This is a genomic window from Pseudarthrobacter sp. O4 (assembly GCF_050157025.1).
Classification (GTDB): Bacteria; Actinomycetota; Actinomycetes; order Actinomycetales; family Micrococcaceae; genus Arthrobacter.
Map to the genome: position 1 here is coordinate 2487432 of NZ_CP189591.1, position 17559 is coordinate 2504990.

A 17559-nucleotide genomic window follows, 5' to 3' on the forward strand; every position below is an offset into this window, starting at 1 on the left:
GTAGACCCCTGCAGCCGCAGGACGTCTCAGGTACTACCAGTCAGTGAGAATTGGCGATGAACACACCCATTCTTCAAATGCGAGGAATCACCAAGACCTTCCCGGGCGTGAAGGCCCTCCAGGACGTCACCCTGCAGGTGAACCGCGGCGAAGTCCACGCGATCTGTGGTGAAAACGGCGCCGGGAAATCCACCCTGATGAAGGTGCTGTCCGGCGTCTACCCGCACAGCTCCTTCGACGGCGAGATCCTCTTCGAAAACGAACCCTGCAACTTCTCCAGCATCAGCGACAGCGAGAGGCGCGGAATCGTGATCATCCACCAGGAGCTGGCACTGAGCCCGTATCTCTCCATCGCCGAGAACATCTACCTCGGCAACGAACAGGCCAAGCGCGGCTGGGTGGACTGGCGCAAGACCAACCTGGAGGCCGCGAAACTCCTGGCCCGGGTGGGCCTGAGCGAAAACCCGGTCACCCCCGTCCAGCACATCAGCGTGGGCAAGCAGCAGCTCGTGGAAATCGCCAAGGCGCTCTCGAAGCAAGTCAAGCTCCTCATCCTCGACGAACCGACGGCGGCCCTCAACGACGAGGACTCGGGCCACCTGCTGGACCTGATCCTGCACCTCAAGGGCCAGGGCGTCACCTGCATCATCATCAGCCACAAGCTCAACGAAATCCGCAAGGTCGCGGATGCCGTCACCATCATCCGCGACGGCAAGACCATCGAAACCCTCCGCCTGGGCGACGGCGAGATCACCCAGGAACGCATTATCCGCGGAATGGTGGGCCGGGACCTGGAAAGCCTGTACCCGGACCGGGACCCCCAGATCGGCGAGGAAGTCCTGCGGATCGAGGACTGGTCCGTCCGGCACCCGCAGGACCACAGCAGGATGGTGGTCAACAACGCCAGCCTCAACGTCCGCAAGGGGGAAGTGGTGGGGCTGGCCGGACTGATGGGCGCCGGCAGGACGGAGCTGGCCATGAGCGTCTTCGGGCGCAGCTACGGCACGGCAACCTCCGGCAGGGTCTTCAAGTACGGCACGGAAATCAACACCGGCACCGTCTCCGCCGCCATCAAGCATGGCATCGCCTACGCCACCGAGGACCGCAAGCTCTATGGCCTGAACCTCATCGAGGACATCAAGCGGAACATCTCCATGGCCGCGCTCCGCAAGCTGGTCAAGGGCGGCTGGGTGGACAAGAACCAGGAAACCGTCGTGGCCAACGACTACCGGAAGAACATGAACATCAAGGCCCCGTCGGTCGCCGCCATCACGGGCAAGTTGTCCGGCGGCAACCAGCAGAAGGTGGTGCTGAGCAAGTGGATGTTCTCCGACCCGGACGTGCTGATCCTCGACGAACCCACCCGCGGGATCGACGTCGGCGCGAAGTTTGAGATCTACACGATCATCGCGAAGCTGGCCGCGGAAGGAAAGGCGGTCATTGTGATCTCCTCCGAACTGCCCGAGCTGCTGGGCATCTGCGACAGGATCTACACCCTGTCCGCCGGGCACATCACCGGCGAGGTCCCGATCGCCGAAGCATCGCAGGAAACCCTCATGCATTACATGACCAAAGAGAAGGAATAGCGAACATGTCCGCCCTCCGAGAATCCCTGGGCTTCCTGACAAGCCGCCTCCGCCAGGTTGGCATCTTTGTCGCCCTGATCCTGATCGTCCTGCTGTTCCAGATCCTGACGGACGGGATCCTGCTGGAGCCGCAGAATGTCACCAACCTGGTGGTCCAGAACAGCTACATCCTGATCCTGGCCATCGGCATGGTCATGGTGATCATCGCCGGCCACATCGACCTGTCCGTCGGATCGATCGCCGGCTTCATCGGCGCAGTCGCCGGTGTCATGATCGTGCACTGGGGATGGGCCTGGTGGCTCGCCATCCCCGCCTGCCTGCTGGTCGGCGCGCTCGTGGGTGCCTGGCAGGGCTACTGGATCGCATACGTCGGCATTCCCGCCTTCATCGTCACCCTCGCCGGGATGCTGATTTTCCGCGGCCTGACGCTGATCACCCTCAAGAATCAGCAGATCACGCCCTTCCCGGCCGAACTCCGGGCGCTGGGCGGCGGCTTCCTGCCGGACATTTCCGGCGGCACCTCGGTGCTGGAGTGGCTGACGGTCATCCTGGGGGTCGGCGCCACCCTGGCGCTGGTGATCCAGGCGGTCAAGGAACGCCGGATCCGGAAGAAGTTCGAACTCGAGAATGAGCCGATGGCCTGGTTCGCCACCAAGACCGCGTTCATTGCCCTGCTCATGCTGACCATCACCTTCCTCCTCGCCAGCTACCGGGGCACCCCGATCGTCCTGATTGTGCTCGCGGTCCTGGTGATCGTCTACACGGCGCTGATGAACAACAGCGTCTTCGGCCGGCACACCTACGCGATCGGCGGCAACCTGCACGCGGCGGAGCTGTCCGGCATCAAGACCAAGGCCGTCACGTTCCGGCTGTTCGTGAACATGGGCGTCCTCGCCGCACTTGCCGGCCTCGTGTTCACGGCCCGGCTCAACTCCGCCCAGCCGGCCGGCGGCACCGGGTTCGAACTGGACTCCATCGCTGCGGCGTTCATCGGCGGCGCGGCGGTCCAGGGCGGCGTCGGCACCGTGGCCGGGGCCATGATCGGCGGCCTGATCATGGGTGTGCTCAACAACGGCATGTCCATCCTGGGCCTAGGCACCGACTACCAGCAGCTCATCAAGGGCCTCGTGCTGCTCCTCGCCGTCGGTTTCGACATCTTCAACAAGAACCGCAGCGGCAAGGGCGGCGGGGCCACGTTCGGCAAGCGCCTCAAGCTGAGAACCCCTCCCGCGGCCGGTGCCGACGCCGGGAAGCCGGCGGATGAGCGCGCGGTCCCGGTAGCGGCCGGGAAGTAACAAAGCTGCGGGAGTGGCGGCTTCGGCCGCCGCTCCCGCAGTCGTCTGTCAGAGGAACCGTTCCGGCCGGAACGTGGCCAGCATCGGGTGCCGGGACCCGCTCAGGATCTCGGCGGCCAGGAGCTCTCCCGCAATAAGTCCGAGCGTGGCGCCGGAGTGCGTGAAGGCGACGAAGCAGCCGGGAACCTTCGGCAATTCGCCGAAGACGGGCTCGCCGTCACCCGGGATCGGCTTGTAGCCGATCTTCCAGGAAGCCGGCTTGAGCTCCGGGTTGCCCGCGATGAGTTTGGCGGCCTCGTCCGCCAGTTCCTGGACGGTTTCATCGGGAATGCCGAACGTGCCGTCCCCGTGATCGGTGATGCGTTCCTCGTACCAGTCGTGATCCAGAGCCAGAGTGCTTCCCGGGTTGGGCCGGACGGCCGCCCGGGGGGTGTTCATGACGGCTGTGACCGCGGGCTCGACGGGCTTCGTGATGACCAGCATGGACACCGGCGAGGCATTGGGGATCTCGACCCCCAGGGGTGCCACCACAGCCGGTGTCGCGGCGCCGCAGGCGACCAGGACCACGTCGGCGTCGTACACGGTCCCGGAGGCTACTTCGACCCCGGCTGCCCGTCCGTCCCTGACCACCACGGAGGCTCGTCCTGCATTGAGGATCAGTTCGCCGCCGAGCTCGTGGAACTCGGCCATCAGGAAGTCCACGAGATCCGGGAGGCTCACCCAGCCCTCGCCCGGGTTGAAGATCGCGTTTTCCGGGACGGCCGTGGCATCGACACCCGGCGTGAATGCTGCGATTTCTTCCGGTGCGAGGAGCTTGGAGTCATAGCCCTTGTTCTGCTCGTAGGCGTGGCGGGTTTCTGTGGCGCCGGCTTGCCCTGCGGCGTTCCACATGAGGCCGCCGTCGAACCGCAGCCACTCCCTCGCGGGATCCGAGGCGAACAGCGTCCGGTACCGGTCCATTCCTGCAACGCGGAGCTGGTGGTAGGGCGTGGACCGTTCGCCGGCGGAATTCAACCAGGACAGGGAACGGCCGGTGGCCCCGCTGGCGAGGCCGGCTTCACTCAGAAGCAGCACCGAGGCGCCGCCGCGGAGCAGGTGGACGGCTGTGGAAACGCCAAGGATTCCGCCGCCAATAACGGCAACACGCTTGGCGGAGACTGCGGAGTTCATGGGGACTCTCTTTCATAGAGTGCGGCCCGCGGGGACGGCTTAGGTCAGGCGAGGGCGTGGACTTCTTCAATGATTTTCAGGACTTCAATGGACTGGACCGGGTCCACAGGCAGCGGCCCGTCACCGCGGAGGGCTGCAGAAAGGAGCCCATAAAACAGCGGATAGCAGCCCCGCTCGGCCGGGACCGGCGTGGTCCCGCCGTCGATGCCCAAAGCGCCCCAGGCGCTTTCGGGTTCGACCCCGTAACGGGGATCGGCGGGCAGCACGCCGGCGTCGAGGGCCGGCTCCTGGCCGTCCAGTCCCCATTTGGTGTAGCCGGCTGCAGAGCCCAGGACGTGGAACCGGTGCCCCACCTGGGCGGCTGCGCCGTTCATCCAGAGCCGGGACCGGACCCCGGACTCGTGCAGCAGGGAAACGAACGCCTCCTGGTCTGCCGCCGAACCGTCAGGACCGCGCTGCGTGGTTTCCCCGTAGCTTCGGGCCACGGGTCCGAACAGCTGAAGGGCCTGATCGATCAGGTGGGCGCCGAGGTCGTGAAGGATTCCCCCTCCCTCGGCGAGGGTGGCGGAGTCCCGCCAGTTGCCGAAGCCTTCCGGGCGCCACCATTCGAACCGGGGTTCAAAGCTCCGGACCTCGCCCAGCACGCCGGTTTCGAGGAGCTTTCTCAGGGTCAGGAAATCGGCGTCCCAGCGGCGGTTCTGGAAGACCGTCAGCCCGACGCCGGCGTCGGCGGCCCTCGAGACAAGCTCCTCACCGTCGGCCGACGTGGTGACGAATGGCTTGTCCACCACCACATGCAGGCCGTGGGCGATTGCCGTCGAGGCGAGGTCGAAGTGCGTAGACGGCGGGGTACCCAGGACCACAAGGTCGAGATCGCCGGCCAGCGTGAACAGGGCCTCCGGCGTCGGGACAATCCGTGACCGCGGGTACCGTGATGCCGCCGCGGCGGCGCGTTCCGGATCCGCCGTCACGATCACATCGAGCGAATAGGCCGGGTCCGCGGCGAGCAGGGGGGCGTGGAAGACGCGGCCGGAGATGCCGAAGCCGACGACAGCGGTGCGGATGGGTCCGGGCGCAACGGTCCGCATCAGAGCACCTCGGAGAGGAAGCGCTGGAGCCGTTCACTCTGCGGGTTGTCAAAGAGATCGGCCGGCGATCCTGATTCGACGACTTCACCTTCGTCCATGAAGACCACCTGGTCTGCCACCCTGCGGGCGAAGCCCATCTCATGGGTGACCACCACCATGGTCATGCCGCGCTTGGCGAGCGATGCCATCAGTTTCAGTACACCCTTGACCAGTTCCGGGTCCAGGGCACTGGTGGCTTCGTCGAAGAGCATCACTTCCGGTTCCATAGCCAGCGCCCGCGCGATGGCGACGCGCTGCTGCTGCCCGCCGGAGAGATCACGCGGCCGGTGGTCTGCCCGTTCCGCGAGGCCCACCTCGGCGAGCCGGCGCCGGGCGCGTTCCATCGCCTCGGACTTGGGCATGCCTTTGACGCTCCACAGGGCCAGCGCCACGTTCTCCAGCGCTGTGTGGTCCGGAAAGAGGTTGAAGTGCTGGAACACCATGCCGATCCGCCGACGCAGGGTGTCCGGCTTCACGTCCAAAGCGCTTTCCCCGGCCAGGAGCACGTCGCCGCTCTTGGGTTCGTGGAGACGGTTGACGCCGCGCAGCAAGGTGGACTTGCCGGAACCGGACGGCCCGATCACGCAGCTGGTGGTGCCCGGTGCGACGGCGAGGCTGACGTTGCGCAGCACTTCGATCTCCCCAAAGGCCATGGTGAGGTTCTTGAGCTCAAGGCTGGAGCCTTGAAACGTCTCGATGTCTGCGAGGGTGCTGTTGATGCTGGCGCTGGCGCTCATGTGTTGCTCCCGGTGGTCAGCGGCGAGGCCGCGTCGAGTTCCTTGATTTCGTTCAGGCCGCTGCTGGGGGCCGACGGGCGCCGCTTCCCAGTACGGAAGCGGTTGTCGAAATAATTCACCAGATGGGTGAGCGGCACGGTGATGACGAGATAGAAGATTCCGGCCATGACCAGCGGGGAGAGGTTGCCCGAGAGTACTGCGGCGTCCTGGCCGACGCGGAACAGCTCGCGTTCGGAGACCAGCAGCCCCAGGAAGTAGACCAGCGAGGAATCCTTGACGATGGCGATGAACTGGTTGACCAGGGCGGGCAGGACCCGCCGGATGCCCTGCGGAACCACCACCAGGGCCATGGACTTGGCATAGCTCATGCCCAGGGCGCGGCAGGCCTCGCCCTGACCCTTGTCCACGCTGAGGATGCCGGCCCGGAAGATTTCGCCGATGTAGGCGCTGGCGATCAGGCTGAGGGCGATGATCCCCAAGGGGTAGGGGGACGGTCCAAAGATCGACTGGCTCAGGCGGGCGAACCCCTGGCCGATCAGCAGGATGGTGAGGATGGCGGGGAGCCCGCGGAACAAGTCCGTGTAGACCCGGGCCGGGACGCGCAGCCACCGGGAGGGGGAGATCCCCATGACGGCGACAATCATGCCAAGCACCACGCCGATCACTGTGGCGGCAATGGAGATGATCAGGGTGTTCAGAAGACCGACACCCAGAAGTTGGGGGAGGACTTCGGCCATTGCGCCGAAGTCGAAGAAGGTGCGGATGATGGTGGTGAACCAGTCCATGGTTGCTCTCAGACGTAGTTAGCTGGTGGAACGCCGGGCGGACCGCCGGTTGTGGTCCGCCCGGCCGCAAGCCGGGAGGCTTACTTGCTGGGTGCCGGGGTAGCCGTCTGTTCGGCCTTCGGCAGGTACTGTTCGGGCATCGGGGAACCGGGGAACCACTTCTGGTAGAGCTTCTTCCATGTACCGTCTTCCATGGCGGCGGCCAGGCCCTTGTTGAGGGCGTCCGTAAAGGCGGTCTTCCCCTTGGCTACGGCGAATCCGGCGGGAGCGTCGAACGAGGGGATGTCGGCGGCGCTGACCAGGCCGAACTGCTCCTGGTAGGCCTTGGCGGCCTCGTAGTCCAGGAAGTGCGCGTCCACGGAGCCGCTGTTGACCGCGGAGATCGCGGTGTTGTTGTCCGGGAAGCGCACCAGGCTCGCGGACGTGAAGTTCATGACCGCGTAGGCCTCCTGCAGTGTTCCCTGCACGACGCCGAGACGCTTCCCGCCAAGCCCTTCGGCGTTGCTGATGCCTGAGGTCTTTGTGGTGATGACCGTCAAATAGCCGGCAAGGTACCCATCGGAGAAGTCGACCGTCTGTTTGCGCTTGTCCGTGATGCCGATGGCGGCGACGCCGGCATCAAACTGGCCGTTGGCGACGGCGGCAAGCAACCCGGAGAAGTCCTGTCCCGTGAAGACCACCTTGTCGACGCCAGCGCGGTGGGCGACGTCTTTGAAGAGTTCGACGTCGAAGCCGGTGAAGTTTCCCTGGGCGTCTGCGAACGCGTAGGGCTTGGAATCGCCCAGGCTGGCGACGCGGATGGAGCCGGGCTCTATCAGGCCGTACGGGTTTTCCGCCGGCGAGGAGGAAGCGGAGGTGGACCCCCCGCAGCCGGAAAGGGCCAGGACCGCGGCAACGGCAGCGGCGATGAGCACCCCTGGGCGCAGGTTCGTTCGTGTGATCACAGCGTTTTCCAATCGTGGGGGAGTGGGGCAGGCGGCCGGTGGAACCGCCTCACGGGGATTGTCGATGCGACTCTTGCTGAGTCCGGTCTCAGTCCCTAGGATTGAGACCGGACTCACATCGATTGATAGAAATGTAATCGAAGCCACATGGGGCGTCAAGAGTCCGCCAGGAAAGGTCGTAATGAGTAGTGATGCTTCCCGTCGCCGTGACGTCACAGTCGCCGACGTCGCCAAAGCCGCCCAGGTTTCGAAGGCCCAGGCGGCCCGCGCCCTGGGCAACTATGGCGCGGTCAGCGAGGATGTGCGCGAACGTGTCCTGGCCGCCGCCGAGGAGCTGGAGTACCGGCCCAACGAGCTCGCCCGCAGCATGAACACGGGGAAATCGAACACCATCGGGGTGGTGGTCGGCGACATTGAAAACCCCCATTTCGGCCTGGCCACCAGGGGCATCACCGACACCGCAAAGAAGAGCGGCTTCAACGTCATCCTGATCAACACGGACGAGGATACGGCCGCGGAAGTGGATGCCGTCCGGGTCCTCCTGGACAAGCGCGTGGACGGCTTGATCGTGGCCCCGGCGTCCTCCGTGGACACACAACATTTACGCCGGGTTTACGAATCAGGCCGGCCGTTGGTGTTGCTGGACCGCAAGGCGCCGGGGCTGGGTGTGGATACCGTGGCGGTCGATATGGAGGGGATATCCCACGAGTCCACCAGCTACCTGATCCAGTCCGGGCACCGGCGGATCGCGTTCATCTCGACCCTCAAGGCGGTGGACGCCTACCGCGACGGGATGCAGCTGGACTCGTCCCAGATCTCGGACCGGCGGGACGGAATGAAACGCGCTTTCGAGGAAGCCGGACTGGTCCAGCCGGACGATCTGGTCCGGCTCAATGCCGGAGATGCCGAGTCGATCAAGAAGATCACACGCGGGCTCCTGCAGCGGCCGGACCCTGCGACTGCGATTATCGCCTCGGACGGGCTCATCGGCCTCAGCGTCGTGGAAGCCATCCAGGAGCTTGGACTGTCCATCCCGGAGGATGTCTCGTTCCTCATGTACGACGACTTTGCCTGGACGCGCCTGACGACCCCTCCGCTGACGGTGATCGCGCAGCCTGTCTACGAGATGGGCGTAGCCGCCGCGACGGCACTGATCCGGCAGATCGAAGGAAGGAAGGCGTCCGCGGCGGCGTCCGAATTCACGGCGACGCTGATCCGTCGAGGCTCGATCCGGGTTCGTCGCCCATAAAAAGTAACGCCCGATACCGCAGGCGGCTGCGACCCGGGTTGGCCCCCAAGAGGCCAACCCGCGTCGCTCATTTCTGCGCGTCGTGGGGCTGAATGTGCGTCGCGGAGCTTGCCCATCCAGCGAGCTCAGTCCCCGTGGACGGCGCTTTGCTTTCGCTTCCGAGCGGTCCAGGTACGCCAGCAGGGGCCCTCCGCCAGCTGCAGGCGAAGTTCGGCCGCCACTCGGTGGGCCACCGAGGGGACCGGCAAGCGCAGCCGGGCGGCTTCAGCCCGACCCCGGGCTCCTGCCCCGGAAGTCGTCACAGCGCCGAATCTACCCAATTGTTTCAACGTCGAAGCGACGGATTGTTGAACAATCTGCCAAAGTGATGCATCCTTATGTAGGGGGCTATCATGAGACGAGGATCACAAATGGCAACCATCGACCTTAACAGCGACGTCGGCGAGTCCTACGGACGCTGGACCTTGGGCGACGACACAGCGATGTTCCGCTCCGTGTCCAGTGCAAACGTGGCCTGCGGATTCCACGCCGGCGACCCCAGCGTCATCCGCCGGACCTGCCGCGAGGCGGTTGCCGCCGGCGTCATGATCGGTGCCCATGTCGGCTACCGCGACCTGGCCGGTTTCGGCCGCCGCTTCCTGGACATCGATCCGATCGAACTGGCGGACGACGTCGTCTACCAGATCGGTGCGCTGCAGGCGCTGGCCGCCGTCGAGGGCGGCAAAGTCAGGTACGTCAAGCCGCACGGCGGCCTGTACAACGCCATCGTCGCGCACACCGCCCAGGCGAAGGCCGTCGTCGACGCCGTGAAGTCCGTTGACCCGAACCTGCCGATCCTGGGCCTGCCAGGCTCGGAAGTGCTCCGGCTGGCCGAGGCCGCCGGACTCCGCCCGGTCACCGAAGCGTTCGCCGACCGGGCCTACAACCCGGACGGCACGCTCGTATCGCGTACGCTCCCCGGAGCCGTCCTGCACGACCTCGCGGAGGTCACTGAGCATGTGCTCCGGATGGCCTCCGATTCCGCCGTCCGCACCATCGACGGCTCCATCCTGAAAATCCGCGCCGAAAGCATCTGCGTCCACGGCGACTCCCCGGGGGCCGTCACGATGGCCGCCGCCCTCCGCGAAGCGCTCACCGCCGCGGGCATCACCACCGCCGCGTTCGTGTAGACACGGATTCGTCTCAACACGAGTCCAGGCAAGCCCGGCACCACCCGGGCTCACCGGGTTCACACGCACCTACATCCGAGCAACAGGCAGCACCCGCACACCTGGAGGAAACCATGACCACACCGCACCAGGCCACCCCGGCCGCCGCCAAAAAGAAGCTGCCGCCCGGCGCCCTCAAGGCCTACATCGCGAGCCTCACCGGCACCTCGCTCGAGTACTACGACTTTGCGATCTACTCCGTGGCGTCGGCCCTGGTGTTCCCCAAGATCTTCTTCCCCGTCGGCGACGAGTTCGTCGGGCTCCTGCTCTCCTTCTCCACCTTCGCCGTGGGCTACCTCGCCCGCCCCATCGGCGGCATCCTCTTCGGCCGCCTCGGCGACAAGATCGGCCGCAAGCACGTCCTCGTGACCACCCTCTTGCTGATCGGCATCGCCACGGTGCTCATCGGCGCGCTTCCGGACTACGCGGTCATCGGCATAGCCGCCCCCATCATCCTCGTGCTGCTGCGCCTGGCCCAGGGGATCGGCGTCGGCGGGGAATGGGGCGGTGCCGTCCTGCTCTCCAGCGAATTCGGCGACGCCCACAAGCGCGGCTTCTGGTCCTCCGCCGCGCAGATCGGCCCGCCGGCCGGCAACCTGATGGCCAACGGTGTCCTGGCGGTGCTCGCCGCGACACTGAGCACCGAAGCCTTCCTGTCCTGGGGCTGGCGCGTGGCCTTCCTGGCGTCGGCCGTGCTGGTGGTCTTCGGCCTGCTGATCCGCCTCAAGCTTGACGAAACCCCGGTCTTCAAGGCCATCCTGGCCCACGGCGAGCAGCCGAAGGCCCCCATTAAGGAGGTCTTCACCAAGGAACCGCGCGCCCTCGTGGCCGCCGCCCTTTCCCGTGTCGGCCCGGACGTCCTGTACTCCCTGTTCACGGTCTTTGTGGCCGTCTACGCCACCAGGGAACTTGGTATGACCACCAGTAACGTGCTCGCTGCCATCCTGATCGGGTCCGCCTTCCAGCTGGTGCTCATTCCCGCGGCCGGCGCCCTCACGGACCGCATCAACCGCCGTCTCGTCTACGGCATCGCCGCCGTCGGCACCGCCGTCTACATCCCGCTGTTCTTCCTCATGGTCGAAGGCAAGTCCGTGCTCATGCTCACAGTGGGCGTAGTGATCGGCCTGGCACTGCATGCCTTCATGTACGGCCCGCAGGCCGCCTACATCACGGAGCAGTTCCCGCCGCGGCTCCGCTACGCCGGCAGCTCACTGGCCTACACGCTCGCCGGGGTGATCGGCGGCGCCATCGCACCGCTAGTCTTCACGGCACTTTATGCTGCCTCCGGCAACTGGTACCTGATCGCGGGCTACCTTGCCGTCGCCTCGATCGTGACGATCATCGGACTGGCCCTCGGCCGGGATCCGCAGACCCAGGAAGAAGAGCGGCTCCTGCAGGATGCCCGCGCCTGAGCGGCGCGGATACTTTGACCGGCACCGGCAATGATGGAAGCAGCTGATGATTGAGACAGCGGGGGACACCTTGGCAGGACAGCAGGCGGAAGTTCACAAAGTGGGCTCGGTGCGGGCCGTGGGGACCCGTGCCATGCTCGCCGAGCTCTCCGGCACCCAGGACGTGCTTGCCCTGCAGGCGCTGCTCCTCGAGCACCCGCTGCCGGGCCAGGAGGACGTTCTGGCCGCGGCCGAGACGGTCCTGGTCAAGGCAGACTCGCCGGCCTCGGCACGGCGCATCGCCACACTCCTGCTGCAGCTGGACCTCACCGCGCCGGTGCAGCGGGACGGCGAGCTGGTGGTCATCGACACCGTGTACGACGGCGAGGACCTCGCCGAAGTGGGGAAGCTGACCGGCCTCGGAACGGAGGGCGTGATCGCCGCACACTCCGGCCAGATCTGGACCGTGGCCTTCGCCGGCTTCGCCCCCGGCTTCGGCTACATGGTGGGGGAGAACCAGGCGCTAGAGGTCCCCCGCCGGGCCTCGCCGCGCACCGCCGTCCCCGCGGGTGCGGTGGCGCTGGCCGGCAACTACTCGGCCGTATATCCGCGCAGTTCCCCCGGCGGCTGGCAGCTGATCGGCCACACCGGCGCGAAAATGTGGGACCTGGACCGCGAGCAGCCCGCACTGGCCAGCCCGGGGCACCGCGTGCAGTTCCGCGCCGTCCGGGATTCCGTGACGCTGGCGGAGGAACCCGCCGCGGTGCCCTCGGAGTCGCACGACGTTGCGTCCGGTCTCCGGATTGTCTCGCCGGGCATGCAGAGCCTGATCCAGGACCTTGGCCGGCACGGCCACTCGGCCCTGGGCGTCTCGGCTGCCGGGGCGCTGGACCGGGCGTCGCTGCGCCGGGCCAACCGCCTCGTGGGGAACGCGCCGTCGGCGGCCGCCATCGAGACCGTCGCCGGCGGGCTCAGGGTCCAGGCCGTCAGGGACCAGGTTCTCGCGGTCGCCGGGGCGCCGTCGGAACTGAGCATCGAATCGCCGTCGGACGTGGACTCAGAGCCGGTCCGCCGCACAGTGCCGATGGCCACCCCCTTTGCCCTGCTCGACGGCGAAACCCTGAGCATCGGTGAGCCGGAGAGCGGCTTCCGCAGCTACTTGGCCGTCCGCGGCGGCGTGGACGCCATGCCGGTGCTGGGCAGCCGCTCCACCGACACGATGTCCGGACTCGGCCCCGCACCGCTGGCCGCCGGCCAGCTCTTCGCCTCCGGCGGGGAAGCCGAGTCCGGCGTCGTCGGAGACCCCGAACTGCAGCCGGACTTCCCGGGCACCGGGGTGACCGTGCTCGACGTCGTCCCCGGCCCGCGCGCCGACTGGTTCGACGCCGAGGCCCTGGCGTCCTTCACAGGCCAGGACTGGGATGTGAAGCCGCAGTCCAACCGGGTGGGCATGCGCCTGGACGGTACCCCGCTGCAGCGCAGCCGCACGGGCGAACTGCCCAGCGAGGGCACCGTCGCCGGTGCCCTCCAGATCCCGCCCGAAGGGCTGCCTGTGCTCTTCCTGGCCGACCACCCGATCACCGGCGGCTACCCGGTGATCGCCGTCGTGGTCGATACCCAGCTGGACCTCGCCGCCCAGGTGCCGATCGGCGGCAAGATCCGCTTCCGCTGGGCCCCTGCCGAAACCACTGCACCCGCCACCACCGAACACATCACCCCCGAACGAAAAGCGAGCAACTGATGCGCAAGGTCCTGATCGCCAACCGCGGCGAAATCGCCGTCCGGATCGCCCGGGCCTGCGACGACGCGCAGCTGGCCTCCGTCGCCGTCTACGCGGACATCGACGCCGACGCCCTGCACGTCTCCGCCGCGGACGAGGCCTACGCACTGGGCGGCAATTCGCCCGCGGACACCTACCTGAACATCCGCAGGCTGCTCGGCGTCGCGGCCGAATCCGGCGCTGACGCCGTGCACCCCGGCTACGGATTCCTCTCCGAAAACGCCGAGTTCGCCCAGGCCGTCCTGGACGCCGGCCTGACCTGGATCGGCCCCACCCCGGACGCCATCCGGCTGCTCGGCAACAAGATCACCGCCCGCGAGGCCGCCGTCCGCGCCGGAGCCCCGCTCGTGGCCGGCAGCGACGGCCCCGTGGATTCCGCTGAGGAGGCCCGCGCTTTCGCCGAACAGCACGGCCTCCCCATCGCCATCAAGGCAGCCTTCGGCGGCGGCGGGCGCGGCATGAAGGTGGTCCGCGCCCTGGATGAGGTGGAGGAAGCCTTCGACTCCGCCGTCCGCGAGGCCGTCGCCGCCTTCGGCCGCGGCGAGTGCTTCGTGGAGCGCTACCTGGACCGTCCGCGCCACGTCGAGGCGCAGGTCCTGGCCGACGCGCACGGCAACGTAGTCGTCGTCGGAACCCGCGACTGCTCTCTCCAGCGCCGGCACCAGAAGCTCCTCGAGGAGGCTCCCGCGCCGTTCCTCAGCGAGGAGCAGACAAAACTGATCTACGACGCCGCAAAGGCCGTCTGCCGGGAAGCCGGCTACTCCGGCGCCGGCACGGTGGAATTCCTCGTCGCGGCCGACGGCACCGTGGCGTTCCTCGAGGTCAACACCCGGCTGCAGGTGGAGCACCCGATCACCGAGGAGACCACCGGGATCGACCTCGTGCAGGAGCAGTTCCGGATTGCCGCGGGGGAGCCGCTGCGCTTCGCCGAAGACCCCGCGCCGCGCGGCCACGCCTTCGAATTCCGGCTCAACGCCGAGGACGTGGGGCGCGGCTTCCTGCCCTCGCCCGGCACCATCGGCGAGTTCGCCGGCCCCACCGGCCCCGGCATCCGGCTGGACACCGGGGTCCGTTCGGGCTCCTTCGTCCCGCCGCAGTTCGACTCCCTGCTGGCGAAGCTGATTGTCACCGGCGCCGACCGCCAGCAGGCGCTGCGCCGCGCCCGCCGCGCCCTCGCGGAGATGAGCATCACCGGCGTGGCCACCGTCCTGCCGTTCCACCGGGCGGTGCTGGAGTCGCCGGACTTCACCTCCGAGAAGAGCCTGGGCATCCACACCCGCTGGATAGAAACCGACTTCGCGGACCGGATCCCGGCCGACCCGGACTACAGCACCGCCGCGCCCGACGGCGAACGCCGCACCATCACCGTCGAGGTGGACGGCCGCCGGATAGCTGTCGGCGTGCCCGCGGACCTGCTGGACGGCTGTGCCCGCTCCGGCGGGGCTGTTCCTCCTGGGGTTTCGCTGGATTCAGCGTCCGACGGCGGTGCTGCCGCGGCTGACCCGGCGGAGCTGCGCGCCGACATGGCCGGCACCGTGGTGAAATGGCTGGTCGAGCCCGGCGCCGAGGTGTCGGCGGGCGATCCCGTGGTTGTTCTCGAGGCGATGAAGATGGAAACCCAGGTCTCCGCGCACCGCGGCGGGACCGTCACGGACGTACGTGCCGAGGCCGGCGGCGTGGTCGCGGCGGGAGCGGTGCTGGCCCTGATCGGGTAGCTTTCTCGTGGGTCAAATGGGCCGTTTCCGCTGGGCGGAAGCGGCCCCATTGCCTTGCGCGCTCCCCGAAGGGCACGCTGACAGGATGACCAAACTGCAGCCCGCCGCCAACCGGCCTTGATGGTACGCGCGGCTACTTCCCTACGCCGTCGGCCAGGCCCCGGATGAAGTACCGCTGGCCAGCGAAGAAGAGGACGATGACCGGAAGGGCAGCTATCACCATGCCCGCGAAGACCACAGGATAGTCCGTGCCGTGTTTGGACATGAGATTGGTGAGGCCCACCGGCAGGGTCTGCAGTGCTCCGCCACTCGTGAAGATCATCGCGAAAAGGTACTCGTTCCAGGTGAAGAGTATGTTCAGCAGGACCGTGGAAACGATGATCGGCCGACACATGGGGAGGATGACCTGCCAGAACGCCCGCGACTTTGATGCTCCGTCCACCGCGGCGGCCTCATCCACTTCAGCGGGCAGGTCCATCATGTATGCCCGGATCAGGAAAGTGGTAAACGGAACACGGAAGGCCGTGTACAGGATCAGCAGCGCCCAGAAGCTGTTGTAGAGGCCCATCGCCTGGAACATCTTCACCAGTGGAATGAGGGCCACCGTGGGCGCCAGCATCAGTCCGCCCAGGATAAGGATCAGTACGGTGCGGCTAAAGGGGATGCGGACCTTCGTCAATCCGTAGGCCGCCCAGGCGCTGATGAACACCGTGGCAATAGTGGACGCTACAGTGACCAGAACGCTCGTCGTGAGATAGTCTCCCACTCCCCGATTCCACGCCGTCACATAGTTTTCCCAGCGCCAGGCGACGGGGAGAGCGAACGGGTTAGAGAACAGTTCTGCATTGGACTTCACGCCGTTTAGCAGCATCCACAGCAACGGATAAATGACCACGACGGCGAGAGCCAATAGGAATGCCCGGACAAAGACCCGGCCAAGAACCATGAGTACAGACGTGCGCGTTACCATTCGACCCTCCTACGCCTGGATATCCGGAGCTGAAGTACCGCGAGCACCAGCGTGATGATGAATACCGCGGTGGCAATGGCAGCCGCGTAGCCGAAGTCGTTGCGGACAAACCCGCTTCGGTAGAGCCACGTGCCCAGGACCTGACTGGAGTTGTTCGGACCACCGGTCGTCATCACCATGACTTCGTTGAACACCTGGAAGGCCCCTGACACCGTGACGATCATCATGAGGCTGCTCATTTCCCGCACCAGCGGCAGGGAAATGGAAAAGAAACGCCGGAACGGACCGACGCCGTCAATCGAGGCTGCCTCATACAGTTCCGTGGGAACCCGTTGCAGCGCGACGGCAAACAGCAAGGTGCAGTAGCCAAAACCCTGCCATTGGCTCATGGCGATGATGCCGAAGATCGCGGTGTTCTCCTGGCCGAGCCAGGCCTGGGTGAAGTTGCCAAGTCCCAGGAACTCAAGGGCAGCATTCAGGATGCCCATTCGCGGCTCGTAGATGAAGTAGAACAGCAGGCCCGCGACGGTGAGCGATATCGCGGAAGGGACAAAATAGACGGCCCGAATGTCATTTTCCGAAGTCGTCTGCACAAGCTGCCCCGAAAGTACGGGAGTTGTGCAGTCGGGTATGGACATCTGGTGTCCGAAGTCCCCTGCACAAAGCGTCACTTTGGTCGGGAGTCGCCTGCACGAAACGTCAGGGTACCGAGGCTCGCCTAGGCGTTGTCCGGGGTCCCGGCTGTCAGCGTCTCGGGAGGCCTTGAAGGAGGGTGCCGGTGCAGGACTTGGTAGTAGCGGCGCGAAATTGAGCGCCGATGCCGTGCCGAACCGATGTTCACGATGCGCCGGCTCGCTGGCGGGAGAACGTCATGTGGCCGGCGCGGCGCGCTGGATGGCCCGGTAGACGGTGGAGCGGGCGACGCCGAAGAGTTCGGCGATCTCCGTTGTGGTGTGTGTGCCGTCCCGGTGGAGGCTCACGAGGTGTGTTTCCTGCTTTTTGGAGAGTTTGGGCTGTCGACCTCGAAGCTTGCCTTTAGACTTCGCCACCGCCATGCCTTCGCGGGTCCGGGCGCGGATGAGGTCGGATTCGAATTCGGCGACCATGCCCAGGACGTTGAACAGCAGCTTTCCAACCGGGTCATGGGGGTTGTAGATGCTGCCGCCGATGTTGAGGGTCACGCCCTTGCGTGTCAGCTCGTCGGCGATATCCCTCGCGTCCGGCAGGGACCGTGCGAGCCGGTCAAGTTTGGTCACGACGAAGGTGTCGCCGCTGCGGCACGCGGCGAGGGCCTTTTCTAGCCCGGGTCGGTCGCGTTTGGTGCCGGTGAATCCGTGGTCGACGTGGACCATTTCGGCGTCGACGCCGAGGGCGTGGAGGGCATGGTGCTGGGCGGTGAGGTCTTGGGTGCTGGTCGAGCAGCGGGCGTAGCCGATGAGCATGCTTCGGACTGTAGCGTATAAGGCACCTTCACCGGGCATTAATTCGGGCAGGGTATACGGGAATCCGGCAAGGGCGGAAACACGCGGATGTGAAGAAGGCCTAGGGGCAGGGCCGGGACGTCCGGTGGACGACCGGCTTACGGGCGGGCTGATTCAGTGA

The 17559-nt window shown here is 66.4% G+C and carries 15 protein-coding genes; 7 read left to right on the plus strand and 8 right to left on the minus strand.

All coding sequences use genetic code 11. The features are described 5' to 3' along the window. Positions 1-56 precede the first annotated feature (56 nt). Together mmsA and mmsB are read left to right on the plus strand one after the other, a co-directional pair. The gene (gene mmsA, locus ACQCSU_RS11505; RefSeq protein ID WP_426975386.1) at positions 57-1586 is read left to right on the plus strand and encodes a multiple monosaccharide ABC transporter ATP-binding protein; all 1530 of its coding nucleotides are present in this window, start codon (positions 57-59) and stop codon (positions 1584-1586) included. Positions 1587-1591: 5 nt separating this feature from the next. Then, complete coding sequence (mmsB, locus tag ACQCSU_RS11510; protein WP_426975387.1) at positions 1592-2881, plus strand: multiple monosaccharide ABC transporter permease; 1290 nt, start codon at positions 1592-1594, stop codon at positions 2879-2881. Positions 2882-2929: 48 nt separating this feature from the next. Here mmsB and ACQCSU_RS11515 read toward each other — a convergent pair whose 3' ends face one another. From ACQCSU_RS11515 to ACQCSU_RS11535, 5 genes are all read right to left on the minus strand, one after another. Continuing rightward, on the minus strand, positions 2930-4051 hold the full coding sequence (locus ACQCSU_RS11515) for an NAD(P)/FAD-dependent oxidoreductase (protein ID WP_426975388.1): 1122 nt from the start codon (positions 4049-4051) through the stop codon (positions 2930-2932). A gap of 44 nt (positions 4052-4095) precedes the next feature. Beyond that, positions 4096-5139, minus strand: coding sequence for a Gfo/Idh/MocA family protein (locus ACQCSU_RS11520; RefSeq protein ID WP_426975389.1), 1044 nt, complete (start codon positions 5137-5139; stop codon positions 4096-4098). Beyond that, complete coding sequence (locus ACQCSU_RS11525; protein WP_426975391.1) at positions 5139-5915, minus strand: amino acid ABC transporter ATP-binding protein; 777 nt, start codon at positions 5913-5915, stop codon at positions 5139-5141. The genes ACQCSU_RS11520 and ACQCSU_RS11525 overlap by 1 nt, the downstream gene beginning before the upstream one ends. Continuing rightward, the gene (locus ACQCSU_RS11530; protein ID WP_426975393.1) at positions 5912-6700 is read right to left on the minus strand and encodes an amino acid ABC transporter permease; all 789 of its coding nucleotides are present in this window, start codon (positions 6698-6700) and stop codon (positions 5912-5914) included. The genes ACQCSU_RS11525 and ACQCSU_RS11530 overlap by 4 nt, the downstream gene beginning before the upstream one ends. Positions 6701-6780: 80 nt before the next feature. Then, on the minus strand, positions 6781-7641 hold the full coding sequence (locus ACQCSU_RS11535; RefSeq protein WP_426979768.1) for an ABC transporter substrate-binding protein: 861 nt from the start codon (positions 7639-7641) through the stop codon (positions 6781-6783). A 184-nt stretch (positions 7642-7825) separates the two neighbouring features. Here ACQCSU_RS11535 and ACQCSU_RS11540 point away from each other — a divergent pair, with 184 nt between their 5' ends. The 5 genes from ACQCSU_RS11540 (at position 7826) to ACQCSU_RS11560 (ending at position 14987) form a co-directional block, all read left to right on the plus strand. Then, entirely contained in the window at positions 7826-8893 is a 1068-nt protein-coding gene (locus ACQCSU_RS11540) for a LacI family DNA-binding transcriptional regulator (protein ID WP_426975394.1), read from the plus strand. A 410-nt stretch (positions 8894-9303) separates the two neighbouring features. Beyond that, positions 9304-10062, plus strand: a complete 759-nt coding sequence (locus tag ACQCSU_RS11545) for a LamB/YcsF family protein (RefSeq protein ID WP_426975395.1) — start codon at positions 9304-9306, stop codon at positions 10060-10062. Between the two features lie 113 nt (positions 10063-10175). Further along, positions 10176-11513 carry an MFS transporter gene (locus ACQCSU_RS11550; protein WP_426975396.1) on the plus strand — a complete coding sequence of 446 codons (1338 nt, stop codon included), beginning with the start codon at positions 10176-10178 and terminating at the stop codon, positions 11511-11513. A gap of 46 nt (positions 11514-11559) precedes the next feature. Further along, positions 11560-13233, plus strand: coding sequence for a 5-oxoprolinase/urea amidolyase family protein (locus ACQCSU_RS11555; RefSeq protein ID WP_426975398.1), 1674 nt, complete (start codon positions 11560-11562; stop codon positions 13231-13233). Continuing rightward, positions 13233-14987: a biotin carboxylase N-terminal domain-containing protein gene (locus tag ACQCSU_RS11560; RefSeq protein WP_426975400.1), complete on the plus strand. Its 1755-nt coding sequence runs from the start codon at positions 13233-13235 to the stop codon at positions 14985-14987. The genes ACQCSU_RS11555 and ACQCSU_RS11560 overlap by 1 nt, the downstream gene beginning before the upstream one ends. A 133-nt stretch (positions 14988-15120) precedes the next feature. Here the strand turns inward: ACQCSU_RS11560 and ACQCSU_RS11565 are convergent, their stop codons facing one another. The 3 genes from ACQCSU_RS11565 to ACQCSU_RS11575 all read right to left on the minus strand — a co-directional run bounded on the left by ACQCSU_RS11565 (position 15121) and on the right by ACQCSU_RS11575 (position 17399). Beyond that, entirely contained in the window at positions 15121-15957 is an 837-nt protein-coding gene (locus ACQCSU_RS11565) for a carbohydrate ABC transporter permease (protein WP_426975401.1), read from the minus strand. Next, entirely contained in the window at positions 15951-16550 is a 600-nt protein-coding gene (locus ACQCSU_RS11570) for a carbohydrate ABC transporter permease (protein WP_426975402.1), read from the minus strand. The genes ACQCSU_RS11565 and ACQCSU_RS11570 overlap by 7 nt, the downstream gene beginning before the upstream one ends. A gap of 276 nt (positions 16551-16826) precedes the next feature. After that, on the minus strand, positions 16827-17399 hold the full coding sequence (locus ACQCSU_RS11575) for a recombinase family protein (RefSeq protein WP_426975403.1): 573 nt from the start codon (positions 17397-17399) through the stop codon (positions 16827-16829). Positions 17400-17559 lie beyond the last annotated feature (160 nt).